The organism is Bacillus sp. FSL R7-0166 (assembly GCF_038008935.1).
Taxonomy (GTDB): domain Bacteria; phylum Bacillota; class Bacilli; order Bacillales; family Bacillaceae; genus Bacillus; species Bacillus altitudinis.
The window spans coordinates 2,924,354-2,947,096 of the sequence record NZ_JBBPAC010000001.1 but is presented as its reverse complement, the minus strand read 5'-3'; the positions used below and the strand labels follow the sequence as shown (position 1 = coordinate 2,947,096).

Genomic DNA, 22,743 nt, shown 5'->3' with positions numbered 1-22,743 from the left:
TCAGGGTATACTAAAAGGAACAAGCAATGGATAAGGGGGAACCTCAATGAAACTTTATACAAAAACTGGAGATCAAGGTCAAACAGGCTTGATTGGCGGGCGGGCTGATAAAGATGACGCAAGAGTAGAAGCGTATGGTACATTAGATGAAGCGAATAGTTTGATTGGACTAGCCAATGCAAACTTAAGGCAGCATGGCGAATTGTTTCAAGATATTCTATCTGAGCTAATGGTCATTCAGCATGAACTGTTTGACTGCGGCGGTGATTTGGCAGCGGTGAAACCACCGAAAGAAGGCAAGTTAAAAGAAGAGTCTGTCACAGTCCTTGAAAAGCGAATGGACGTGTATGTAGAAGAAGCCGCGCCGCTGACTAAATTTATTTTACCTGGGGGCCAGGAAGGTGCTGCCCTCTTACATGTAGCGCGAACAGTCGTCAGGAGAGCCGAGCGGCATATTGTGACACTCGCAAAGCAGGAGGAAATTCCAGCAATTACGCTCACATATGTGAACCGTCTATCCGACTATTTATTTGCTGCCGCCCGTATTGTGAATCATCGGCTCGGTGAAGCAGATGTTGAATATGAACGAAGTGCAGATGTGTTTCGTTCTAAATGAGGAAAAGCACTCTTCTAGTCGAAGAGTGCTTTTTCTATGGATTCAACCGTTCAGTCTGAGCCATGTTACGACTCTGGTCGCAATCAAAGATCAATCTACGACACGTTTTGCCGGCTTCCTTTTTTGACTATAGTTAAAGCAAGGAGCAAGAAAGGAGGCATGAAGATGAAAATCACAAGTAAAACCATCATCGGTTCAATCCTGATGTTTATCGGTTTATCCATCTTCTTTGGTGGTTCATTGGGCGGGCTGATCCCGACTTTGATTGGGGCGTGGCTCATTTATGTAGGTGTCAAAAAATATGATAAGGGCAGTAAGACAACAGGGGTCATACTCTCTATTATCGGTGTATTGCTCGTCGCACAGTCGCTGCCATTTTTACTCGGAATCGCATTTGCTGGAGTACTTCTCTACTTTGGCTGGAAGATGATCAATGGTGAATCTGCAAAGGAATCATCCGGCAGAACAACATATATGGAGCCAAACACGGCACCGAACATGGAAGAAACTATGCACACGTCATTTGATCAAGAATGGGAAGACTTTTTAAAGAAAAAATAAAGGGAGGAATATGAAATGGTATTAAGAAGAGTACGTGATATGTTTGTTGCAACAGTCAATGAAGGCTTAGATAAATTGGAGAATCCGCGTGTCATGCTGAATCAATATGTTCGTGATATGGAGGACGATATTGCCAAAGCGAAACATGCGATCATTAAACAGCAAACCATTCAGCAAGGTTTCTTGAGAAAAGCAGAAGAAACAGAAGAATTTGCTGATAAACGAAAGAAACAGGCGGAGCTGGCGTTTCAGGCAGGAGAAGAAGAACTTGCACGGAAAGCACTGACTGAAATGAAGTATTTTGAAGAAAAGCACAACGAATATCAAGAAGCCTATCAGCAATCTGTTAAACAGCTGAAAGAGCTGAAAGAACAGTTGCAGCATCTAGAAACAAAGCTGCGTGATGTTAAAGACAAGAAGCAAGCGCTGATTGCAAGAGCCAATGCCGCACAGGCAAAGCAGCATATGAATGAATCTATGAATAAGGTTGATAGTGAAAGTGCTTATAAAGAATTTCTACGCATGGAGAACCGTATAGAGGAAATGGAGACAAAAGCGGGTAGCTATGCACAATTTGCCGATCAGGGTGCTTATGCTCATCTTGATTACGCTGATGAGGTTGAAAAGGAATGGCAAAAGCTTAAGCGATCAAAGCAGCTTGAGAAACAGCCGGCAAACTAATGGAAATGTGTCAAAACGGAAGAAAAACAGGATTTTTCTTCCGTTATTTGATTTCTTTCTGTTTCGCTTTTCCTTATAATAAAAAGGTCAAAGGATAAAGGGATGATATAAATGAAACGGTTCATTGGTCTAATTTGTATACTTGTTGGTGTTTTTTTGATGATTGGGATGCTTTTCAAAAATGGAGATCTCTTTCATTTGAGCTTTTCTCGTGATAAAGCGGTCACAACAGCTTCAGCGAAAAAGGATGAGGTTGAACAATTAGATATCTCTCTTTCTGGATTTCGCATCAAGGTGAAGCCGGAAGATCGTTCGGATATTTCTGTGATGGTTGTGAATGGAAAAGGGAAAATGTATGCGGAACAAACAGGCGGAACATTCAAAGTCCGTGCTGAAAATAAAGGATTTTTGTTTTTCTCTGCATTTGAAAAAGGAGAACTCTTAGTCAAAATTCCAACAGATTATCATAAAGATGTGAAAATAACAGGTGGAATCGGCGTGAGCGAAGTAAATGGCGAAGGAAAGCTGTCTCTTCAAGATGTGACGCTCAAATCAACGAGCGGAAACCTCACAGCTGAGAACTTCTCAGCAAATCGTGTGGAAATCAAAGCGACTTCTGGCAGACTTTCAGTGTCTCATATTGATGCGAAGGAAAGTGATATTGGTGCCACTTCTGGTCGTGCTGATATTCAAGATGTAAAAGGAAAGCTGCAATTAGGCATGACAAGCGGCAGGCTGACAGCAAGCTTTGATACAATTGATTCACCAGTCGACTTTCACATGACATCAGGCAGTGCGAAATTGAACTTGCCAGATGAGGGAGATTTCAAAGTTCAAGTGAAAAAAACGAGTGGACGTATTGATCATTCGTATGATTTTGACCAAGCGGATAGTGAAGGCCGAGGTTTTACAGGCACGCATGGGAAAGGGACACACTTAGTCGATATTGAGATGACAAGCGGAAACTTAAAATTGCGGTAAACAAACGAAAAAAGGAAGGAGGCGAGTCAACTGCGTTTTTCTAGAAATCAAATTTTAGGCATCATTGTGGTGATTTTTGGTATTAATCTTTTTCTCAAAATTATTGGGATTGGGGCAGACCTATTTTGGCCAGTGTTTTTTGCTCTATTTGGTTATTGGCTGCACTCTCGATCTAAACGTTGGCTCGGTTCGGTTTCCTATATTTTTGCAGGCTTTCTCTTCTTGAAGTTTCTACTAAATATCACGTTTAGTTTGACTGGGTATTTATTTGCTGCCTTTTTGATCTATGCGGGCTATCGTTTATTGAAAAACAAACCTGTTTTTGATGTCGATAAAAAGGAATCATCAGACGATGGAAAGCCTTCACTGAAAGTTAATCTTGAAAAAGAGGGCGATCAGAAGAAAACAAAAAGCCAGACGAAGCCACGCAAAGAACATGATTTCTTTATCGGTGAAGTCAGGCTGATGAAAAAACCATTTCAATTAAGTGATTTGACCATTTCAGGTTTTATTGGCGACGTCAAAATCGACTTATCAAAGGCGATCATTGCAGAGGAAGAAAGCACGATCGTCATTAGCGGGCTCATCGGAGATGTCGATATTTACGTACCGCAGGATATTGAAGTGTGTGTGAGTGCTTCGGCTGCGATTGGTGATATGAAAATCATTGATGAAAAAAGAAGCGGGTTCGGCAGTAAAGTGTATGTCATGACAAATGATTATGATGAGAGCAAGCGAAAAGTGAAAATCTCCATTTCTCTCCTGATTGGGGATGTGGATGTGAGGTACTTATGAGGAAACTGCATTTAGGCATCCAGTGGCAATCTGTTCGTCTTGCAGTCGGTATCTCGCTTGGTGTTGTCATCATGACGACACTCCCGATGTTTTTTTATTACCAGCTTGATCCCATGATTTTGCTGTCTACGCGGTGGTTCGGCATCCCGTTTTTTTGTATTTTACTCATTATTAGTCTCGCCATTGGTGTATCAGCTGGGCATGTGTTTGGCTATCAGCATAAGAAGCGACTAGATCAGCTTGTAGAGTCGATTTTGAAGTTTGAAAATGGGAATTTTGCCTATAGACTGCCTTCTCTAGGTGATGATGAAATTGGTTTGGCGGCAGATCAATTAAATGAAATGGCGAAACGAGTGGAAGGGCAAGTAGCCTCCTTACAAAAGCTCTCAAATGAGCGAGCTGAATGGCAGGTTCAAATGAAAAAATCGGTTGTCTCAGAAGAGCGTCAGCGTCTAGCGCGTGAGCTGCATGATGCAGTCAGCCAGCAGCTATTCGCCATTTCGATGATGACGTCTGCGATTCTTGAAGGGATGAAGGAAAAGGATGAAAAGATTTTAAAGCAAATGCGTCTTGTGGAACGAATGGCTGGCGATGCACAAAATGAGATGCGTGCACTCCTTCTGCATTTAAGACCGATCACCCTTGAAGGAAAAGACTTGAAAAAAGGCTTGATTGAGCTACTCAATGAATTTCAGGCAAAGCAGCCAATTGATATTGATTGGGAAATAGAAGATGATGTTCCGCTGTCTAAAGGGGTGGAGGACCATCTGTTCCGAATTGTGCAAGAAGCCCTTTCCAATGTGTTTAGGCATGCAAAGGCGACAAAGGTGACAGTACGTCTGCTTATTCGGAACCGTCAAGTTCAGTTGAAAATTATCGACAACGGGATTGGTTTTCAAACAGATCATGTGAAGACTGCTTCCTACGGACTTGAATCGATACGAGAAAGAACAAGTGAAGTAGGCGGTGTCGCAGAGATTATGTCATTTGAGGGAAAAGGCACACAAATTGATGTGAAGGTTCCCATTTTTGATGAAGGAAAAGGAGAGAACGTTCGATGATTCGAGTGCTTTTAATTGACGATCACGAAATGGTGAGAATGGGTCTTGCTGCTTTTTTAGAGGCACAGGCGGATATTGAAGTCATCGGTGAAGCGTCAGATGGACAAAAAGGTGTAGAACTAGCGGTTGAATTAAAGCCAGACGTGATTTTAATGGACCTTGTTATGGAAGGCATGGATGGCATTGAAGCAACGAAAAGAATTTGTCAGGAAATAGAGGATGCCCGAATTATTGTACTGACGAGCTTTATTGATGATGATAAAGTGTATCCAGTGATTGAGGCTGGTGCTTTAAGCTATCTTTTAAAAACATCGAAAGCAGGAGAAATTGCTGATGCCATCAGGTCTGCGAGTATCGGCGAACCAAGACTTGAATCAAAAGTAGCTGGAAAGGTCATGAACAAACTCCGCCATTCATCAAATGGGTCCATTCTGCACGATTCGTTAACCGCAAGAGAAATGGAAATATTAAAGCTGATTGCCGATGGAAAATCGAATAAGGTCATTGCTGAGGAATTGTTTATTACCATCAAAACAGTCAAGACGCATATTACTAACATTCTTTCCAAGCTTGATGTAGAAGACCGCACACAAGCAGCCGTGTATGCACATCGTCATAAGCTGATTCAATAAAAAAACAGCTTTCAAATGAAAGCTGCTGGAACATGCGCAAAATTAGTCCTTCTGTCCTGTGATTGGACGTTCGGATAGTTGATGGAGCTCAGGAACTGGAAAAGCCTCCTGCTCCTCGGCCGATTTGTCTTCCAGGGTTTTCTTCATCTCGGAAAGCAGCTTGACGCTTTCCTTTGCCACTGCCGCTTTTTTCTCTTGCAAATCAATGATCTGTGAAAGTCCAACAAATAAACCGCCTCCAATCAGAAGGAGCGCAGGGGTTTGTCCATAATAAATCACGATCAAAAATGTGCTTGAAAAGCTGTCGGCTTCAATGAAGAAATCTTCTTTTGATTGCATGAATACCACGACTAACAGAAGTATTCCTAGAATCAAAAATAGAATGCCGGCCGAAAGTAAAGCTCGTTTCATGATTGACACCCTTTTTTTCTTACCATTTTAACATACTCTATTAGGATTGTGTTGCGCCCTTAGTCCCGAAGTCACGGATTTTCACATTTACCTTGTAACGAATATCCGATTCACTAAAAATGTCATCCCAATGTTTTGCTTCTTTTCGGAATTCCTTCGGATAGGCAATACTCGCTTTTTGATAAAATCCACAAATATCTGCTTTGATCTCATGCTGTAATTCCCCGATAAAATCTTTCACATTTTCCTCAAGTCGATGTGCCACGACTTTCTCAATTTCTTGGAGGTATTTTTCATTAAATGAATTTTCCCGTTCATTCCAATCCTCAGACAATCTGCCATCAAGCTCCACTGACACATCAAATTCATATTTGCCACTGGCTGTTTTATGGGTGTCAATGTTGTGTTTGATTTTAAAGATCTCAAAAGAATAAATGCTATGTTCATATTGGAATTCAATCACTCCGCCTGTTGCATCTCCAGTCAGCAGGTTGTAGGACTGCACCGCTAAAGGAGAGATGTTAGTGAGAAATCGTTTGTTCTGAATAATCGAGGCACCATCCAGCATTAATTTTCCCTGACTGACACTGACTTTAGGAATGGCAAAAGATACGTTGTTTTGCATGGCAGAAGAAATATCTCCTAAGGAAACGGGCTTGAACATACGAATGGTCGTTTTTGTATTCGAAGAAATATCGTATAAGGTGGAAGCGGCAGGCTGCCCGTCGTCATTGATTTTCAGCATATCTCCAGGCTTCTCAGAAGCCATAAAGACAAGGCTTCCTCTTCGTGTTTCATTGTCCCGAATGAATTGATTGATGACCAAATCGAAATTATTTTCATTGATAAGGTCTTGAGAAAACAAATAAACCCTCAGCTGCTGAGCAAAAATGCGGTGTGTTTTTAGGGCCGTCGTACGAAAAATTTGGTGTATGGAATCACCGCTTGTTTCAATAATCTTCGTCGGATCTTTCACGCTTGATTCTTGCTCAATTTTTTGCGGAACGAGCACCTGCATAGACAGCTTCAATTTATGTCCGTCATCTCCTTTATCTACAGCAAATCCAATTGCCATGTTGAGCTCCTCGATATTTGTACTATCCCAGCACCCGCATAATAGAATCAGTGAGAAGAGCGCAAGAACCGCTTTCTTTTTCATGCTGTTTTCCGCCTCCTTTTGAAAAATACGATGATAAATAAAAGAAACGGGAGTATACCAAATAGAAGAAAGAACAAGTTGTTTACGTAGGTTAAATAGTCTCGGACCGTATCAACATCTTTTGGGAAAAGAGCGGCAAAGAAGATCACAATGCCCATCAAGGCGAGCGAGATTTTTTTAGGGAATTTAGTCAATTTGATGACTCCTATCGTAGCAAAAAAGGTATACCCTACAAAGCTCGTATAAAGCTGGACAAGCCAAACGATGAGCAAAAAGGATTCAATCCGTTCAATAAAAATCCCCTGAATATCAAATGATTGAAATAAGGCAATGGTTGGCCACGTCAGAGTCGCCGTTTCTTTCACCGTGAGCGCACCAACCACAAGAATATAGGTGAAAATATAGATGATCGCAGGAATCAAAAAGCCGATGGAGCCATATGCAAAAGTGTGTTTTTGCGTATTCATATAGGCAGGCATGAAAAGCATCATTTCAATGCCGACAAACGAAATGGCCGAAGCATTCAAGGAATTGAAAACAGGGGAAAAGCCCTCTCCTAAAACTGGCCGTAGGTTATCGAGCTTAAACTCTTGTACACTAAGTCCGTAGGCTACAAATAAGATGATGAGTGTGACAATCAGAAAAAAAGGGCACAGCCGGGCAAAATCACCAATCCCCCCAATCACAAGGTAAAAACCAACAAAAATAAAGCTGATCATCGTCACGGCTACAGGTGTATTTTGAAGTAGAAAGAATTTCACCATCTCAGACATGGCTCGTACTTCATAGCTGGCAACGCCGAGAAAGTAAATAATAATCAACAGGTTGGCAAGTGAGCCAATCCATTTCCCAAGTCCTTCTTTTGTATAGTCATAGTAGGAAGAAAAGGAGACCTTTTTCATCATGAGCACATTGACAAAAATAAACACAATGTATATCACACTCATGAGTAAGAGTGCAATCCAGCCGTCAGGTGTAGGCGCAGCTTGAGCCATTGATCTTGGCAGAATCATCATACTTGCGCCTAGTGTGGTATTGGCGATAATGGCACTTGCCTGATAGCTTGTGATCGACTCTTTATGATTGACCATGTTGTTCCCCTTTCTTTTGATTTTTCAAAGGCAATCTGATGATGGAATTGTCCTCATTTTTATAGCTGAACACAAAATCTGGTGAAAAATATGGGGTGCCAAAGCTTTTTTGTCTTGTCAAATGAGTGAGTAAGACGAGCATAAACAGGACAAGTCCATATAAACCGAATGCAGCTGCAGCAAACATGGACACAAAGCGAAGGACACGAAATGATATCCCCATTCCATATTGAGGAAAGGTAAAGGATGCAAGTGCAATGACGCTGACAATAATGACCATAATGGAGCTGACGATATGGGCTTGTACGGCTGCCTGCCCAATGACAACACCGCCCACAAGTCCGATTGTTTGTCCAAGTGGATTAGGCAGTCTTAACCCAGCTTCCCGCAGCAGCTCAATGGTCATTTCCATGATGAGTGCTTCCACAATAGGAGGAAAGGGGACATTCTCTCGTGTGCTTGAGATGGAAATAGCTAAAGTTGTGGGCAAAAGACCTTGATGGAAGGACACAAGGGCAATATAAATGGCTGATAAAAACAATGTGAGAAAGATGGACGTAAAACGCAGCAAACGAATCAGAGAGGCAGCGATCCATCTTTCATAATAATCATCAGGTGATTGCATAATCGTCGCGAGAGAAGCAGGCACAATTAAGATAAAAGGCGAATGATCAACAAAGATGGCGACGCGTCCATTGTTTAAAGCAGACGCCACTTTATCAGGCCGTTCTGTGTTTTGAATTTGCGGAAAAGGAGAATACACATTGTCTTCAATCAGCTCCTCAAGAACGCCTGAGTCTTGAATATCATCTATGGTGACTTGTTTGAGACGCTTTTTTACCTCTTTTAAAACAGAGGGCTCAACGATACCATCAATGAACATGATCGATACTTGGGTGTATTTCTTTTCGCCGATTTTCATATCTACTGTTTTGAGATCAGGGTTTTTCAAACGCTGTCTGACGAGAGCTAAGTTCGTGTTGATATCTTCAATGAAACCAATTTTTGGTCCTCTTACGACGGTTTCAGATGTAGCATCTCCTAAATTACGTTTCTTCGTTCCGTGTGTTTCTAAAATATAAGCATGCTGAAATCCATTAATCAGTACGACACAATGTCCTTGGAAAATAGCATCTACTAGTTCTTCAGAGGTTTTCACCGTACGGGTAGTCATCATCGATAAATTGGATTCTAGCTTCTCTTTTGTCAGAGAGGCATGATCTTGCAATAGCAGTTTTAAGAAGGTTTGAATCTGCATCGCTTCGTTCATTTCTTTAATGTATAAATAATAAACAACCTGTCCATGAGGCAATGTTTTTTTCTCATGGATCAAATCATCCATGTCCTTTAACTGAGGGAGAATGACAGAGAGATTATCGTATAAGTGCTCTTTCAATGGAGTTTGATTCAAATGGATCACCCGCCTCAATTTCTTTTTCTTAGCATTACCTGCTTGAAAAAACAATATTCTGTGTTACATTATTTTGTGGTATATGAAAGAATCACGGTGTTGGAGGAAAGAAAATGGCGCAAATTCGTTTAGCAGGAACAAAAGAGGAGATCGACCTTATTCTACAGTCGTTTGACAAGCATTATGAGGTGACTTATACGTCAAAAGATTACGGAAAAACAAATCCAAAATACAAATATTCCAAAGATGTTCGTGTTTATATTGAACTAAAATTAAAATAAAGATAAAATTTTAATTGAAAACGCTTAAAGGATTTTCGTTTTTTGTATAGAATAGAGTTGAGTGATGAAGCTATGGAGGGATACATAATGACAGAATTTAGAATCGAAAAAGATACAATGGGCGAAATCAAGGTGCCACAGGACAAGTTCTGGGGTGCACAAACACAACGAAGCAAAGAAAATTTCAAAATCGGTTCTGAGAAAATGCCAAAGGAAGTTGTGAATGCGTTTGCAATTTTGAAACGTAGCACAGCGATTGCGAACGAACGTCTAGGCAACTTAGAAAGTGAAAAAGCTGAAGCGATTGCTGCTGTATGTGATGACATCATCAGTGGAAAATATGACGAGCATTTCCCGCTTGTTGTATGGCAAACAGGAAGTGGAACACAAAGTAACATGAACATGAACGAAGTTGTTGCAAATAGAGCAACTGCTTACTTAAAAGATAAAAATAGTGATTTCAGCATTCACCCGAATGATGATGTGAACCGTAGCCAAAGTTCAAATGATACATTCCCAACGGCTATGCACGTGGCAGCTGTTTTAGCTGTGTACAAAAAGCTATTGCCTGCGATTGACCAGTTAAGAGCGACGCTTGATGAGAAAGCAAAAGCATACCAAGAGATCGTGAAAATTGGCCGTACGCATTTGCAAGATGCAACACCTCTTACAGTGGGCCAAGAGATTAGCGGCTGGGTGTACATGCTTGATCGTTCAAAAGAAATGATTTTAGAATCTACTGAAAAAATGAGAGAACTTGCCATTGGCGGAACAGCTGTTGGGACAGGAATTAACGCACATCCTGAGTTTGGTAAATACGTGGCAGAAGAAATCAGCCAGTTAACAGGTCAAACGTTCAATTCTTCACCAAACAAATTCCATGCGCTGACAAGCCATGATGAAATCACATATGCACACGGTGCACTTAAAGCACTTGCAGCTGACTTAATGAAAATTGCCAATGATGTGAGATGGCTTGCAAGTGGTCCTCGCTGCGGAATTGGTGAATTGATCATTCCTGAAAATGAGCCAGGCAGCTCCATTATGCCAGGAAAAGTCAACCCAACTCAAAGTGAAGCTTTAACAATGATTGCCGCACAAATCATGGGGAATGATGCAACAATCGGTTTTGCCGCAAGCCAAGGAAACTTCGAGCTGAACGTATTTAAGCCGGTCATCATCTATAACTTCTTGCAGTCAGTTGAATTGCTAGCTGACGGTATGAACTCATTCCATGACAAGTGTGCCATTGGAATTGAACCAAACCTAGAAACAATCGAGAAAAACCTAAACAATTCATTGATGCTTGTGACGGCACTCAACCCGCACATCGGATATGAAAATGCAGCGAAAATTGCGAAGCTTGCGCACAAAGAAGGATTAACACTAAAAGAAGCTGCCCTTCAATTAGAACTATTAACAGAAGAGCAGTTTGAAGAGTTTGTGAAACCAGAAGAAATGGTGACACCGAAAGCAAAATAAGACACCAGAGGCCTCTGTGCCTCTGGTTTTTATATGGAAACATATCGAGGTGAATGGTGTTTGAGGCAGTTGAAGACAAGATTTATTAGGTGGTTACGGACACGGGATGTTGAATTTTTCCAAGTGATATCACAGGATACGGAGGAGTCTGCTTTTTTATTATATGTTGATCAAAGGTGCCAAAAGAGTGGAAATCATATTGATATATACTTGATTTCTCATTTTGAACTGTCAGAAGAATCGTATGAAGATGTGTTAAGCTTCAATAACGATATGCTTGGTAATAAACCAGCCTGTTCCTATTATATGGACATACTGCCGGTGGAGGAAGAATTTGATTTTGATTTTCCGTATGACATGCTGGCTGTTCAAAGATATGTAGATGAATTGCTTGAAAGAGTCCAAGCGAACAAACTTCCTGACATAACAGAAAAGGATTTTGATTATTTGTCACAATAAAACCCAGGGCAAGCAAGCCCTGGGTTTTATAAATGATCTTCTTTTAGAATGCGTAATAAGGAGCCTGAGACCGGCTGAAGTGGTGTGTATAATTTCAATTGGTAAAGCATGCCTTTGACGATGACTTGTCTTGGTTTTTGTTTGTTTAACTCATTTTCTAAAATGCCAAGCGCTTCAAATAAATCTGGCTCGTCTTTTACTTCATAATGTGCTTCTGCCAGTTCTCTTAATTCTTTTAATAGTGATTCTGTGAGCGGGTCAAATGATCGTTCATAAATCGGGCCGAACCAGTCGCTTGCTTGGTCCACAGAAATGAGTGGATGGTCATTGCGCTTCATCATACCGCCCATTAGATCATCGATACGGTGAATCATTGTTGCGGCAAGCTCCTCTGCTTCGAGCTGAAAATCATATAAAATGGCAAGCTCAAAGTAAACGTGACTCATGCCCTCAATCGTTAAACATAGATCAGCCATATAAGGAATGGCTGCATCTCCATACACTTGCTTAATGTTATCAATGTGCAACTGAATCGTCGCAAGTCGAATTTGCTTTGCGAGCTGCTGCGTTTCTTCGTTCAATGGGAGCGCCCTGTCGCTTAGCTGCATTTTAATAAAATCTTTTTGCTGCAAAATATTATCGTAATAGACAGTGAGCTGTTTCCGGTAGGCCTCTTTTGGTGTGCCGCCCTCTGTTTGAACCTCGTGAATCCGGGTAAATACCTTATCGTAATAGTAATGCAAGATCGAAATAAGTAGTGCTTCCTTCGATTTGAAATAAAGGTAAAACGCACCCTTTGACATGTGGCATTCATCTGCAATTTCCTGAACAGACGTTGTATTATAGCCTTTGCTGGCAAATAACTTCATACCAGCCTCAATAATCATTTTTTCTTTCTTTTTCAATATGAATGTCATCCTTTCTTACCGAGAGACAAATGTCTTAGGAAACGTGCGCAAAGAGATGTGACTTATCGGTCATAAACGACAAAACTTTTCAAAAATTAATCAGATTGTAACTTGTTTTTTACAGTGTAATTCTTTATATTATAAAGTAAGGTGACCAACCGGTCAAAAAATGTGAAAGGATGATGTTCCATGAGAGAAATTGATGATATGATTAGACGCTTGAAAACAAAAGGAATTCAAGTAGAAAAAGTCAAAATGCCGAAAGAGACAACCATTGAAAAGAAATGGATGTATCAAGCTGGCAAGAAAATCAAAGCCACATACCGTGATTTCAATGGGTATTCATTCATCTAAAAAAGACTGCGGTGTAAAACCTACAGCCTCTTCTTTGGAACAGTGATCGTATAGCGTACACCTAGTTCATCATTTTCAATTGATATGGACGCTTGATGCATTGAAAGAATTCGTTTGACAATGCTTAATCCAATGCCGAATTCGCCCTTTTTTCCCTTACTAAAAGGTTCGTATAGGCTGGATAGCATGTGTTCTTCAATTGGAGGGCCATCATTACGAATGACGATGCGAATTTGATCCTCTTCCTGCTTCATATGAATATCAATTTTACTTTTTGCGTAACGCAGTTGATTTTCTAATACATTTTCAAATAATTTGCTCCATTGTTCTGGATCGCCTTCAAGTGCAGCCTCATCATCTAAGTCCACGTTCCACTGCAATTCATTTTTCGACCAGCGTAAACGGTCAACCACTTCCAGCATTGTATTACTCACAAGGAAGGGAGAATGCGCCGGATGTTGTTTTGATAAATAATCAAGCTTTGTTAAATACAGCAAATCTTTGATTTTCTTCTCAAGCTTTTCCGCTTCGCCTTCAATCACTTCCACCGTTTGTTCAAGATCTCCTTTAGGGAAAATTCCATCTTTAATAGACTGCGTATAACCGCGGATGACCATCACAGGTGTTTTTAAGTCGTGTGATATATTTTGCAAAAGCGTTCGTTCTGTTTCATCTTTTTGAATGAGCTTTTGTCTCATTTCTTCAATCGTATGCCCCAGTTTGCCAATTTCATCTTGCCGGTCAACAATGACAGGATCGTCCCAGTCTTCTTGTGCAATGCGCTTGACGTGCTTTTCAAACGCGACGATTGGACGTGATAAGTAGCGGGCAAGCCAAATCGATGGAATCCAGCTTAGTAAAATAACCGTTCCTAAGATGAAAATCAGCTGTTTAAACAGTGTAAAGGACAAGTCATCTCGATAAGAATCGGGTGCATATGACAAGAGAATATATTGTGTATTGCCTGTTGAGACTTTTTTGATCACAAAAAAGATATGCTGACCATTCACTTCTTCAGAATAGCGTTTTGTTGCGCTTTTTTGTTTTTTAACAAAGGACTGCACTTTTTCAATAAAGGCATGCGGGAAAAACTGAGCCATTTGATTTAATTCATCTGACGGAATCAGAATGTGCTGAACCGAGCGGTTTTCTGGTGTCGACTTTGGTGAGCCGTCTCGATTCAGAGGGTATTCTGTTAACACTTGCTGCTCGTTTTCGATGTTTTTATAAATTTCATTCGTAAAGAAGCTGCGTAATGTATTTGAAAATAAAATGATCAGGACAATCGAGATGGTGAGTAAAATGCCAGAGATGACAACCCAAATTTGAAAAGCGAGTGGTTTGTTCTTCATCCTTTTAGCATCCTATAGCCAAATCCATAAATGGTCTCGACTTTTAAGTCAGGCATTTTTTTGCGCAGCCGTCTGACAAGATCATCGACCACACGATCTGTCCCGAAGTAATCGTGCCCCCAGATCTTGACGAGGATATCTTCCCGGGAAAAGGCATGTCCTTGATGATGGGTAAATAAGAGCAGCAAATCAAATTCCTTAGACGTTAAATTAATCAGCTGATCTCCTTCATACACCTCTCTTACGTCCTCATGAATGATATAGGAAGAAACGGGTGTGACGCTTTGCTGCGGTGTGTCACTGTTTTTATATACAAGCTCCAGCAGCTTTTGCACACGGATGATCAGCTCGCGCGGAAGAAAGGGTTTCGCAATATAATCACTGCTCCCGAGTTCTAAGCCAAGCACACGATCAATATCTGCATCACGTGCCGAAATAAAAATGACCGGTACGTCAGGCGAGGCTGCTTTGATTTCTTTAATGAGTGTGTAGCCGTCTGTATCAGGCAGCATAATATCTAAAATCCATAGATGCGGGGGCTTGTTCATTGCTTCGCGTGCCGCTTCTCCGGTTAAAAAAGAGGACACATTCCAATTTTCACTCTCTAAATATTTGGTTAACAGTTCATTTAAATTCTGCTCATCTTCAACTAAATAAATGGTGTACGACAAAGTCTTCCACATCCTCTCAACGTCATTATAACGGGATACAAAGGCGGCATGTCAACAATCACACGCTTTTTTCACAATTTCACATATTCTTCTCATTATTATCCCATAATGTTTGTTTATGATAAGCTCAAGGGAAAAAAGGGCATAGACAAAAGGCTAATGAATAGGTGCTTTTCACCAATGTGCACACCTTGCTTTTTTTCTATGAATAAGTATTATATAATTTGACATATTGTCATAAAGAATTTTTCAATGATATTGCCATTAAGAGGACATGAGTCCTGTCTAGACATATGAATGAAGCATTTCATGAAAATGATGCAAAGGAGTGCAAGCGATGGATTTCCGAAGAGAAGATGAAGAGAAAAAAATGAATGATCAAGAACTCACACATCAAGAGAATGAGAAACAAATAGAAGAACCAGAAAAAGAGAAAGAACTCGTTTTTCACCACCATGAAAACGAAGCATCTGCCTCTCAGGAGAGGGTGACAAATGGGTCTCCTCAAGTGATTGATGACCGTTCGTCTAAAAAGGAGAAAAAACGAAAGGCTGCATGGCTAAGTCCGATTCTTGGAGGGATTATTGGCGGCGGTCTTGTGCTTGGCATTACACCGCTTTTACCGCAGTCACAAGATACAGCGGCAAACACTCAAACCCAAACAGCATCAAGCGAACCGGCTTCATCTGAAAATTTCTCAACAAAACAAATCACCAATGCGACGAATGTTGCTGATATGGTAGAAGATTTAGAGCCGACGATTGTAGGGGTATCAAACTATCAATCTACACAAAACTCGTTCGGTCTTAGCGGTGATTCAACTGAAGCAGAAGCTGGAACTGGTTCTGGTGTCATCTTCAAAAAAGATGGCAAAAAAGCATACATTATCACAAATAACCATGTAGTCGAGGGTGCCAATAAATTAAAGGTCACACTATACGATGGAAAAACAAAAGATGCGAAGCTTGTCGGCAGTGACGTAATGACAGATTTAGCTGTCGTGGAAATAAATGCTGACGGCATTGATAAAGTTGCAAGTTTTGGAGATTCTTCTAAGCTTCGTGCTGGAGACAAAGTCATTGCAATCGGGAACCCGCTCGGTGCGCAGTTCTCTGGTACAGTAACAGAAGGGATTATTAGTGGTCTCGATCGTACCGTTGAAGCCAATACATCATCTGGAACCGTTGAGATGAATGTGCTTCAAACAGATGCTGCCATTAACCCTGGAAACAGTGGCGGTCCACTGATCAATACAGACGGTCAAGTCATCGGCATCAACAGCTTGAAAATTAGCGAAAGCGGAGTAGAATCACTCGGATTTGCGATCCCAAGTAACGATGTCAAACCGATCGTAGATCAGCTGTTGAAAAATGGAAAAGTCGAACGTCCTTACCTTGGCGTACAAATGATTGATCTTGAGCAAGTGCCTGAAACGTATCAGGAAAATACACTTGGCCTATTTGATAAACAAATCGGTAAAGGCATCTATGTAAAAGATGTTTCAAAAGGATCTCCTGCACAAAAAGCAGGCTTGAAGTCTGGAGATGTCATCATCAAGTTCAAAGGAAAAGATGTAGCGAACAGCTCACAACTGAAAGAAATCCTTTATAAAGAAACAAAAATTGGCGATAAAACGACAATGACTGTCATCCGTGATGGAAAGAACAAAAATCTTGATATTACCCTTGGGCAGTCTGATAACGAATAAAAGAAAACAGGTGGATAAGCGATTCACCTGTTTTTTTGTGCCTATTTTTTTGAAGATAGTGTCCGTAAAATAATGTTTTCCCATACATTCCAAGGCAGGAGCTGCTTTGCTATGAATGAAAGCCGAACACCTTTCCCGACAAGATACCTTAGCTTTTTTAGCCGCTTCTTCTCTGCAAGCGAAACCACAAGCTCTGCAACTTCGCCGGGATCTCCATAGTTGTTTTTTTGCGCCTCTATATAGGACATCATCTTTTGATAAATAGCTGTGTATTTAGAACCTTCTGCAGGCGGCGTCATTTGCTCATTCATGGAGGTGTTCCAAATGTTCGTTTGGAAAGAACCCGGCTCAATCAAAGCGGCCTGAATGCCAAACGCAGCCAGCTCAATTCGCAAACTCTCTGTATAGCCCTCTAGCGCAAACTTTGACGATACATATGGAGAGAGTGCGGGCATTCCCATGAGTCCGCTGATACTGCTCATATTCAATATTTTTGCACCGCTCGTCATCAACGGAAGGACTGCTTGTGTCATTTCCATCACACCAAAGACATTCACTTCGAATTGCTCTCGGTACTGATCAACAGGCACTTCTTCAGCAAAACCAGCATAGGCCGTTCCCGCATTGTTCACAAGCAGGTGAATCGGAGCATAGGCATTAAGCCTTTTCTGAAATGCTTGAATGGACTGTGTATCTGTCACATCTAATGCTTCAATATGTATCGATTCGAATAAAGCGGCGTTCTTTACTTCTTCGGCAAGCTTTTTCGCATTGGTTTCCTGTCTTACGCCAGCAATCACAGTGTACCCTTGCTTAGCAAGACGCAGTGTGATGAGCTTTCCGAAACCGCTGTTGGCACCAGTCACAATGGCTGTTTTATTCATCATCCGGTTCTCCTTTTTGTTTTAATCTACCATAGTCTGCTGTTTTATTGAATAACGAAAAGGGGCTTGGAGAAGAATAAAAAACGATGCTATAAAATAGGAGGAAATACATGATGTGCTGGAAGAAGGCGGGACTGCTAGGAGTGCTGTTCTTTATGCTGTCTGGCTGTCGTTCAATCGAACCAATACAACATCCGCATGAAGCAGAAGCTGAAAGTCTGTCCGCTGTTCAAATGAAGGAACTGCCATTTCAGCATTTGCAATTGCATGTACAATATGGACAAAAAAGCGAATTATATGAAGCTTCCTATCGTCAAGCTGGTGGAAGAGAAGAAGCACTCATTCGAGATCATATGAATGGTGTCCGCTATGAAGGAGAAGAAGCTTTACGTGAAATGAAGATGAAGCTCAATGATATGTCGATTCCTAGTGCAAAACTGAATGAAACATATGTCAATGAATTATTATCTGCTTTTAATTTAGATGATGATTATCAGCGGATACGAGTCGATATCAAGCTCGAAGATGGGACAAAACGTGCATTCGAAAAGAAAAAGTAAACGAGACTTTCTCATTTTTTAATTGAAAATGATTTTCAAGATCACTTAAATCTGATACACTAAATTGAGATAAGTGATCTTTTACGTCTACATAGACGATATTCAATATAAAAAATTTGGATGAGAAAAGGAGCGTTTGAGCGGAATGAGTGCCATTTCTACTGAAGGTTTAAGCTTAGGCTACGGAGAAACAATGATCATAGACGAACTAAATGTATCGATCCCTAAGGGTGAAATCACAGTATTTATTGGCAGCAATGGATGCGGTAAATCCACGCTACTTCGCTCTTTGGCCCGTCTCATGAAGCCAATGGGTGGTTCTGTCCTGCTTGAAGGTCATTCCATTGCCAAATTACCAACAAAGGAAGTGGCGAAACAACTCGCCATTCTTCCGCAAGGACCGGAAGCGCCAGAAGGATTAACGGTACATCAACTCGTCAAGCAAGGGCGATATCCTTATCAAAATTGGCTGAAGCAATGGTCAAAGCAAGATGAAGAAGCGGTAAATCGTGCCCTGAAATCAACGAAGATGGAAGACCTTGCTGATCGAACGGTTGATTCATTATCAGGTGGACAAAGGCAGCGTGCATGGATTGCGATGACATTGGCACAGGAGACGGATATTATTCTATTAGATGAGCCAACAACGTATTTAGACATGACGCACCAAATTGAAATCCTGGATCTTCTTTTTGATTTAAATGAAAAAGAGCAGCGCACGATTGTCATGGTTCTGCATGACCTCAATCTCGCTTGCAGATATGCGCATCACCTTGTGGCCATTAAAGACAAGTCGATTTATGCAGAAGGAAGACCGGAAACTGTCATTAACTGTGATCTTGTGAAAAATGTCTTTGATATGAACTGCCAAGTTACAACAGATCCTTTATTCGGAACACCGTTATGTATTCCGCACGGCAGAGGACGCTGTATTGTCCAACAGGCACAAGCTGAGACATTTCTTGCTGCAAGATAATCGTATGTGAAAAGCCTGACATCTGTTACACGCAGAGTCAGGCTTTTTTCTGAAAAAAGGAGCGGAATACCAATGGGAAATGAATTAGATGAAAAGCTCGAAGGCCTGCTTGATAAATATACAGAGCTGCTGCTTGGTGAAACGAATGAGGAACTGAAAAGAGATGTCTCGCAGTGGATCATCTATTCTCATATTGCCAAAAGCATGCCGCCTTTAGCCAAGCATTTTAATGACACGTATCCAGAGGCAAAAGAAGACATCAAAGAAACGATTCAGCGGATCAAGCAATTAAATGAAGCTCATCGTGCCAATAAAGACCGTTAAAAAACTGCCAGTACGAGCTGGCAGTTTTTCTTTATGACATGGGTGATGATCCGTACGGTGATTGATCAGTCAGTGTTTGCTGGAATTTCTGGTGTGCCTGCTGGAGCTTTTGCTGTTCAGCAGCTTCGACAGAGTACCAGCCATATTTGAACATGACATCATATAAATGTCTTTGCGTTTTTTGTGTTTCTAGCGCAATTCGCTGAATATCTTGGTAAAGAGATTCATGGCTGAATTCATTGAGCGCTGTGTTATATCCGTTTGTCATATATTTTTCAGTCGACAACAGGTCTGTGACAAAGTCGCGATCGTTCATGTTCGTAGTGGTTGGAACCGGCGTTTGTGGATTCCCGATTTTTTGTTGGTTTTGCTGTTCCATGTCTGGTTACCTCCTATTGCATAAAGCCAGAAGACTGGCCTTGCTCTGAGCTGCCTAAATGCTGAAGAATTTGTGTGTAATGCTGATGATGCATTTGGCCAACTTGATTGAGTTCTTGTTTCAATGTTTGATCCTGACAATGCTCGGCCATAAAATGAGCCTTTTTCATGGCGATCAAATTCCAGTTCAGCATATCCTCTAGGTACAAGGAATCTTTTACTGAAATCACCTGTGGGGGCATATTCATTTGCTGGTTGTTCAAGATGTGTTCCTCCTTACGATTTCTTTTTATATTGCTGATTTTGACTGGTCTTTTTACCACCTAGGTCTGCTTCTTGTGATGGACCTGCGTTTCCTTTCACACTTGCAGCACTTACGCCTGCTTTTGATGGGTTTTTTTGCAAACGAGACATATGGACATCACCTCCATTCTTACAATTCCCCCTCGTCTTTAATTCATACGCTGTAAAGAAAGACGTATGAGAATGTGTAAATTTTTGAAATCTGCTATTGAACTGTTTCGGAAAATCTTTTAAGATAAAGAAAGAGGCATTGCTTTTTTTTGGACAAAAAATGAATGACTGTTCATTCAAAATGTTTAGGGGGATATTTATGGGCAAACATATTCGCAAGGCGGCTGTCATTGGTTCAGGTGTCATGGGCTCAGGCATTGCTGCACATCTAGCCAATATCGGGATACCAGTAACATTGCTAGATATTGTGCCAAATGAACTGACAAAGGAAGAAACGGCAAAAAAGCTAACGCTTGATCACCCTAGTGTTCGGAATAGATTAAGCCAAGACGCAATGAAAAAATTGTTAAAGCAAAAGCCAGCACCTCTTACTTCAGCCAAAAACCTATCATACATCACACCCGGAAATCTCACAGATCACCTTTCCTTATTACACGATGCTGACTGGATCATTGAAGTCGTCACTGAAAAGCTCAGCATTAAACAACACGTATTCTCTCTCATCGACGAACACCGCAAAGAAGGCAGCATCGTATCCAGCAATACATCCGGTATTTCTGTTGAAAAAATGGCAGAAGGCCGATCAGCTGATTTTAAACGCCACTTTTTAGGCACTCACTTTTTTAACCCAGCTCGTTATTTAAAGCTGTTAGAAGTAATTCCTATTCAAGAAACAGATCCAGAAGTACTCTCATATATGAAAACATTTGGTGAAGATGTACTTGGCAAGGGTGTGGTCGAAGCAAAAGATACACCGAACTTTATTGCCAACCGAATTGGCACTTATGGGCTTCTTGTCACAGTGCGTGAAATGCTTGAGAACAAATACACGATCGGAGAGGTCGATTCTGTTACAGGTCCACTCATTGGCAGACCGAAAAGTGCGACCTTCCGCACACTTGATGTGGTGGGACTCGACACATTTTCTCATGTAGCCCGCAATGTGTATGAACAGGTAGAAGGAAAGGAAAAAGATATTTTTCAGCTGCCTGAGTTTATGGAAAGAATGCTCGAAAAAGGGTGGATCGGCAGCAAAGCAGGGCAAGGATTTTATCAAAAAAACGGAAAGAGCATTTTAGAGCTTGATCCTGTCACACTCACATACGGAGAACGGACAAAGCTGAAGGATCCGGGCATTGACATTGCCAAGCAGCAAAAGGGGACAAAAGCGAAATTGAAAGCGCTTATTTATCAAGACGGCCGTGCTGGGCAATTGCTTTGGAATATGACCGCACCTGTTCTTCTTTATTCAGCTCAACTAAAAGGCGACATTGCGGATGATATTCAGTCCATCGATAACGCCATGAAATGGGGATTTGGCTGGCAGCATGGCCCGTTCGAGCTGTGGGATGCGATTGGCGTGAAAAAAGCCGTCAGTCGAATGGAAGCGGAAGGGCACAGCATCCCGACCTGGGTGCGAGATATGCTTTCACAAGGACATGACACATTCTATCAAGAAAATGCCGAAGGAGACCGTGCATTTTATCAGAATGGTGCTTATGAACAGGAAAAGGGAAACGACAAGAATATTTCGTTAGCTAGATTGAAAAAGAAACACGATGTCATTTTTAAAAATACAGGTGCAAGCTTGATCGATATCGGGGATGATGTTGCCTTGCTTGAATTTCATTCGAAAAGTAATGCCATTGGGCTTGATGTCATTGATATGATCAATCGTGCTGTAGATGAAACGGAAAAGAATTATAAAGGGCTGGTCATCGGTAACCAAGGAAAGAACTTCTGTGTTGGTGCGAATCTCGCCTTAATTTTAATGGAAGCACAGGACGACAACTTCTTTGAAATTGATTTTGTCATTCGCAGGTTCCAGCAGGCGATGATGAAGGTGAAGTATAGTGACCGTCCAGTTGTGGCTGCACCATTTGGTATGACACTTGGCGGAGGGACGGAGCTTTGTCTACCAGCAGCCGCTATCCAAGCGTCCAGTGAAACGTATATGGGGCTTGTCGAAGCGGGGGTCGGACTCATACCGGGCGGAGGCGGAAACAAAGAACTCTATATTCGCCATCTGCAAGGAGCGGAAAAGCCATCAGCAACTGCGATCCAAGATGCTACGCTACAAACCTTTGAAGCCATTGCGATGGCAAAGGTATCTACATCAGCAGAGGAAGCGCGTGATATGAAGATGCTCCGAGTGAATGACCGGATCAGCATGAATGGTGATCATTTAATCCATGATGCGAAACAACTCGTTCTTTCTCTTGATGAAGCGGGTTATCGTGCACCTCTGAAGCGAAAGGTGCCCGTGATGGGGGAAACAGGCTACGCAGCAATGGTGCTGGCTGCTGAAAACATGAGATTGTCTGGATACATTTCAGACCATGACATGACCATTGCGAAAAAACTAGCACATGTCATTTCTGGCGGCAAATTGCCATTTGGTACAGAGGTGGATGAACAATACTTATTAGAGCTTGAAAGAGAAGCCTTTTTAAGTCTTGTAGGGGAAGTCAAATCTCAGGCACGCATGCAGCACATGCTCGTTAAAGGAAAACCTTTACGTAACTAGGGGGGA

The 22,743-nt window shown here is 41.4% G+C and carries 27 protein-coding genes; 16 read left to right on the top strand and 11 right to left on the bottom strand.

The annotated features are described in order from the left end of the window. The first annotated feature begins 46 nt into the window (after nucleotides 1-46). The 7 genes from NST01_RS15350 (at nucleotide 47) to NST01_RS15320 (ending at nucleotide 5,327) form a co-directional block, all read left to right on the top strand. Nucleotides 47-616 (top strand): cob(I)yrinic acid a,c-diamide adenosyltransferase, encoded by a 570-nt coding sequence (locus tag NST01_RS15350; RefSeq protein WP_341042075.1) that lies wholly within the window; start codon nucleotides 47-49, stop codon nucleotides 614-616. 165 nt (nucleotides 617-781) lie between these two features. Then, nucleotides 782-1,177, top strand: a complete 396-nt coding sequence (locus tag NST01_RS15345; protein ID WP_047945391.1) for a hypothetical protein — start codon at nucleotides 782-784, stop codon at nucleotides 1,175-1,177. 15 nt (nucleotides 1,178-1,192) lie between these two features. Continuing rightward, nucleotides 1,193-1,858 carry a stress responsive protein LiaH gene (gene liaH, locus NST01_RS15340; protein ID WP_341042074.1) on the top strand — a complete coding sequence of 222 codons (666 nt, stop codon included), beginning with the start codon at nucleotides 1,193-1,195 and terminating at the stop codon, nucleotides 1,856-1,858. A gap of 111 nt (nucleotides 1,859-1,969) precedes the next feature. After that, nucleotides 1,970-2,839, top strand: a complete 870-nt coding sequence (gene liaG / locus NST01_RS15335) for a LiaG family protein (RefSeq protein ID WP_007500299.1) — start codon at nucleotides 1,970-1,972, stop codon at nucleotides 2,837-2,839. A 30-nt stretch (nucleotides 2,840-2,869) separates the two neighbouring features. After that, a complete protein-coding gene (gene liaF, locus NST01_RS15330; RefSeq protein WP_224559410.1) occupies nucleotides 2,870-3,634 on the top strand; it encodes a cell wall-active antibiotics response protein LiaF in 765 nt (254 codons plus the stop codon). Then, on the top strand, nucleotides 3,631-4,695 hold the full coding sequence (gene liaS / locus NST01_RS15325) for a two-component system sensor histidine kinase LiaS (RefSeq protein WP_060781391.1): 1,065 nt from the start codon (nucleotides 3,631-3,633) through the stop codon (nucleotides 4,693-4,695). The genes liaF and liaS overlap by 4 nt, the downstream gene beginning before the upstream one ends. Then, a complete protein-coding gene (locus tag NST01_RS15320) occupies nucleotides 4,692-5,327 on the top strand; it encodes a response regulator (RefSeq protein WP_007500305.1) in 636 nt (211 codons plus the stop codon). The genes liaS and NST01_RS15320 overlap by 4 nt, the downstream gene beginning before the upstream one ends. A 42-nt stretch (nucleotides 5,328-5,369) precedes the next feature. On the opposite strand, the gene NST01_RS15315 is transcribed toward NST01_RS15320, so the two are convergent. From NST01_RS15315 to NST01_RS15300, 4 genes are read right to left on the bottom strand one after another with little or no spacing between them, the layout of a single operon-like run. Beyond that, a complete protein-coding gene (locus NST01_RS15315; protein WP_007500307.1) occupies nucleotides 5,370-5,738 on the bottom strand; it encodes a hypothetical protein in 369 nt (122 codons plus the stop codon). 40 nt (nucleotides 5,739-5,778) lie between these two features. Further along, nucleotides 5,779-6,897 carry a Ger(x)C family spore germination protein gene (locus tag NST01_RS15310; protein ID WP_008347083.1) on the bottom strand — a complete coding sequence of 373 codons (1,119 nt, stop codon included), beginning with the start codon at nucleotides 6,895-6,897 and terminating at the stop codon, nucleotides 5,779-5,781. After that, nucleotides 6,894-7,988, bottom strand: coding sequence for a GerAB/ArcD/ProY family transporter (locus tag NST01_RS15305; RefSeq protein ID WP_144739534.1), 1,095 nt, complete (start codon nucleotides 7,986-7,988; stop codon nucleotides 6,894-6,896). The genes NST01_RS15310 and NST01_RS15305 overlap by 4 nt, the downstream gene beginning before the upstream one ends. Then, entirely contained in the window at nucleotides 7,975-9,399 is a 1,425-nt protein-coding gene (locus NST01_RS15300; protein WP_108610960.1) for a spore germination protein, read from the bottom strand. The genes NST01_RS15305 and NST01_RS15300 overlap by 14 nt, the downstream gene beginning before the upstream one ends. A gap of 113 nt (nucleotides 9,400-9,512) precedes the next feature. On the opposite strand from NST01_RS15300, the gene NST01_RS15295 reads away from it, so the two are divergent. From NST01_RS15295 to NST01_RS15285, 3 genes are all read left to right on the top strand, one after another. Continuing rightward, entirely contained in the window at nucleotides 9,513-9,680 is a 168-nt protein-coding gene (locus tag NST01_RS15295) for a YvzF family protein (protein WP_017359274.1), read from the top strand. An 87-nt stretch (nucleotides 9,681-9,767) separates the two neighbouring features. Continuing rightward, on the top strand, nucleotides 9,768-11,162 hold the full coding sequence (gene fumC, locus NST01_RS15290) for a class II fumarate hydratase (protein WP_108610959.1): 1,395 nt from the start codon (nucleotides 9,768-9,770) through the stop codon (nucleotides 11,160-11,162). Between the two features lie 123 nt (nucleotides 11,163-11,285). After that, nucleotides 11,286-11,621, top strand: a complete 336-nt coding sequence (locus NST01_RS15285) for a hypothetical protein (RefSeq protein ID WP_164999013.1) — start codon at nucleotides 11,286-11,288, stop codon at nucleotides 11,619-11,621. Between the two features lie 26 nt (nucleotides 11,622-11,647). Here NST01_RS15285 and NST01_RS15280 read toward each other — a convergent pair whose 3' ends face one another. Next, nucleotides 11,648-12,526 (bottom strand): TetR/AcrR family transcriptional regulator, encoded by an 879-nt coding sequence (locus NST01_RS15280; protein WP_017359276.1) that lies wholly within the window; start codon nucleotides 12,524-12,526, stop codon nucleotides 11,648-11,650. A gap of 192 nt (nucleotides 12,527-12,718) precedes the next feature. Between NST01_RS15280 and spxO the strand changes: the two genes are divergently transcribed. Then, nucleotides 12,719-12,883 carry an anti-adapter protein SpxO gene (gene spxO, locus NST01_RS15275; RefSeq protein ID WP_096881830.1) on the top strand — a complete coding sequence of 55 codons (165 nt, stop codon included), beginning with the start codon at nucleotides 12,719-12,721 and terminating at the stop codon, nucleotides 12,881-12,883. A gap of 20 nt (nucleotides 12,884-12,903) precedes the next feature. Here spxO and NST01_RS15270 read toward each other — a convergent pair whose 3' ends face one another. Then, nucleotides 12,904-14,235 carry a HAMP domain-containing sensor histidine kinase gene (locus tag NST01_RS15270; RefSeq protein ID WP_017359277.1) on the bottom strand — a complete coding sequence of 444 codons (1,332 nt, stop codon included), beginning with the start codon at nucleotides 14,233-14,235 and terminating at the stop codon, nucleotides 12,904-12,906. After that, a complete protein-coding gene (locus NST01_RS15265) occupies nucleotides 14,232-14,906 on the bottom strand; it encodes a response regulator transcription factor (RefSeq protein WP_017359278.1) in 675 nt (224 codons plus the stop codon). The genes NST01_RS15270 and NST01_RS15265 overlap by 4 nt, the downstream gene beginning before the upstream one ends. 337 nt (nucleotides 14,907-15,243) lie before the next feature. Between NST01_RS15265 and NST01_RS15260 the strand changes: the two genes are divergently transcribed. Further along, entirely contained in the window at nucleotides 15,244-16,614 is a 1,371-nt protein-coding gene (locus tag NST01_RS15260; protein WP_050826598.1) for a S1C family serine protease, read from the top strand. A gap of 41 nt (nucleotides 16,615-16,655) precedes the next feature. On the opposite strand, the gene NST01_RS15255 is transcribed toward NST01_RS15260, so the two are convergent. Further along, nucleotides 16,656-17,498, bottom strand: a complete 843-nt coding sequence (locus NST01_RS15255; protein ID WP_079919096.1) for an oxidoreductase — start codon at nucleotides 17,496-17,498, stop codon at nucleotides 16,656-16,658. A 113-nt stretch (nucleotides 17,499-17,611) separates the two neighbouring features. Here NST01_RS15255 and NST01_RS15250 point away from each other — a divergent pair, with 113 nt between their 5' ends. From NST01_RS15250 to NST01_RS15240, 3 genes are all read left to right on the top strand, one after another. Next, nucleotides 17,612-18,058 carry a YusW family protein gene (locus NST01_RS15250; protein WP_207209288.1) on the top strand — a complete coding sequence of 149 codons (447 nt, stop codon included), beginning with the start codon at nucleotides 17,612-17,614 and terminating at the stop codon, nucleotides 18,056-18,058. 145 nt (nucleotides 18,059-18,203) lie between these two features. Beyond that, complete coding sequence (locus NST01_RS15245) at nucleotides 18,204-19,034, top strand: ABC transporter ATP-binding protein (protein WP_008347057.1); 831 nt, start codon at nucleotides 18,204-18,206, stop codon at nucleotides 19,032-19,034. A gap of 72 nt (nucleotides 19,035-19,106) precedes the next feature. Beyond that, nucleotides 19,107-19,358 carry a YusU family protein gene (locus NST01_RS15240; protein WP_017359282.1) on the top strand — a complete coding sequence of 84 codons (252 nt, stop codon included), beginning with the start codon at nucleotides 19,107-19,109 and terminating at the stop codon, nucleotides 19,356-19,358. A gap of 31 nt (nucleotides 19,359-19,389) precedes the next feature. Here NST01_RS15240 and NST01_RS15235 read toward each other — a convergent pair whose 3' ends face one another. From NST01_RS15235 to NST01_RS15225, 3 genes are read right to left on the bottom strand one after another with little or no spacing between them, the layout of a single operon-like run. Then, on the bottom strand, nucleotides 19,390-19,737 hold the full coding sequence (locus NST01_RS15235; RefSeq protein ID WP_008347053.1) for a spore coat protein: 348 nt from the start codon (nucleotides 19,735-19,737) through the stop codon (nucleotides 19,390-19,392). A gap of 13 nt (nucleotides 19,738-19,750) precedes the next feature. After that, a complete protein-coding gene (locus tag NST01_RS15230; protein WP_235655693.1) occupies nucleotides 19,751-20,002 on the bottom strand; it encodes a hypothetical protein in 252 nt (83 codons plus the stop codon). Nucleotides 20,003-20,012: 10 nt separating this feature from the next. After that, entirely contained in the window at nucleotides 20,013-20,150 is a 138-nt protein-coding gene (locus tag NST01_RS15225; protein WP_008347049.1) for a YuzL family protein, read from the bottom strand. Between the two features lie 199 nt (nucleotides 20,151-20,349). On the opposite strand from NST01_RS15225, the gene NST01_RS15220 reads away from it, so the two are divergent. Beyond that, nucleotides 20,350-22,737 carry a 3-hydroxyacyl-CoA dehydrogenase/enoyl-CoA hydratase family protein gene (locus tag NST01_RS15220; protein WP_129547809.1) on the top strand — a complete coding sequence of 796 codons (2,388 nt, stop codon included), beginning with the start codon at nucleotides 20,350-20,352 and terminating at the stop codon, nucleotides 22,735-22,737. Nucleotides 22,738-22,743: the final 6 nt, after the last annotated feature.

Excerpts from the sequence above, each read along its gene's own strand:
- NST01_RS15350 (WP_341042075.1), top strand. The coding sequence starts at position 47 with ATGAAACTTTATACAAAAACTGGAGATCAAGGTCAAACAGGCTTGATT.
- NST01_RS15345 (WP_047945391.1), top strand. The coding sequence starts at position 782 with ATGAAAATCACAAGTAAAACCATCATCGGTTCAATCCTGATGTTTATC.
- liaH (WP_341042074.1), top strand. The coding sequence starts at position 1,193 with ATGGTATTAAGAAGAGTACGTGATATGTTTGTTGCAACAGTCAATGAA.
- liaG (WP_007500299.1), top strand. The coding sequence starts at position 1,970 with ATGAAACGGTTCATTGGTCTAATTTGTATACTTGTTGGTGTTTTTTTG.
- liaS (WP_060781391.1), top strand. The coding sequence starts at position 3,631 with ATGAGGAAACTGCATTTAGGCATCCAGTGGCAATCTGTTCGTCTTGCA.
- NST01_RS15320 (WP_007500305.1), top strand. The coding sequence starts at position 4,692 with ATGATTCGAGTGCTTTTAATTGACGATCACGAAATGGTGAGAATGGGT.
- NST01_RS15315 (WP_007500307.1), bottom strand. The coding sequence starts at position 5,738 with ATGAAACGAGCTTTACTTTCGGCCGGCATTCTATTTTTGATTCTAGGA.
- NST01_RS15310 (WP_008347083.1), bottom strand. The coding sequence starts at position 6,897 with ATGAAAAAGAAAGCGGTTCTTGCGCTCTTCTCACTGATTCTATTATGC.
- NST01_RS15305 (WP_144739534.1), bottom strand. The coding sequence starts at position 7,988 with ATGGTCAATCATAAAGAGTCGATCACAAGCTATCAGGCAAGTGCCATT.
- NST01_RS15295 (WP_017359274.1), top strand. The coding sequence starts at position 9,513 with ATGGCGCAAATTCGTTTAGCAGGAACAAAAGAGGAGATCGACCTTATT.
- fumC (WP_108610959.1), top strand. The coding sequence starts at position 9,768 with ATGACAGAATTTAGAATCGAAAAAGATACAATGGGCGAAATCAAGGTG.
- spxO (WP_096881830.1), top strand. The coding sequence starts at position 12,719 with ATGAGAGAAATTGATGATATGATTAGACGCTTGAAAACAAAAGGAATT.
- NST01_RS15270 (WP_017359277.1), bottom strand. The coding sequence starts at position 14,235 with ATGAAGAACAAACCACTCGCTTTTCAAATTTGGGTTGTCATCTCTGGC.
- NST01_RS15260 (WP_050826598.1), top strand. The coding sequence starts at position 15,244 with ATGGATTTCCGAAGAGAAGATGAAGAGAAAAAAATGAATGATCAAGAA.
- NST01_RS15255 (WP_079919096.1), bottom strand. The coding sequence starts at position 17,498 with ATGAATAAAACAGCCATTGTGACTGGTGCCAACAGCGGTTTCGGAAAG.
- NST01_RS15250 (WP_207209288.1), top strand. The coding sequence starts at position 17,612 with ATGTGCTGGAAGAAGGCGGGACTGCTAGGAGTGCTGTTCTTTATGCTG.
- NST01_RS15245 (WP_008347057.1), top strand. The coding sequence starts at position 18,204 with ATGAGTGCCATTTCTACTGAAGGTTTAAGCTTAGGCTACGGAGAAACA.
- NST01_RS15240 (WP_017359282.1), top strand. The coding sequence starts at position 19,107 with ATGGGAAATGAATTAGATGAAAAGCTCGAAGGCCTGCTTGATAAATAT.
- NST01_RS15235 (WP_008347053.1), bottom strand. The coding sequence starts at position 19,737 with ATGGAACAGCAAAACCAACAAAAAATCGGGAATCCACAAACGCCGGTT.
- NST01_RS15225 (WP_008347049.1), bottom strand. The coding sequence starts at position 20,150 with ATGTCTCGTTTGCAAAAAAACCCATCAAAAGCAGGCGTAAGTGCTGCA.
- NST01_RS15220 (WP_129547809.1), top strand. The coding sequence starts at position 20,350 with ATGGGCAAACATATTCGCAAGGCGGCTGTCATTGGTTCAGGTGTCATG.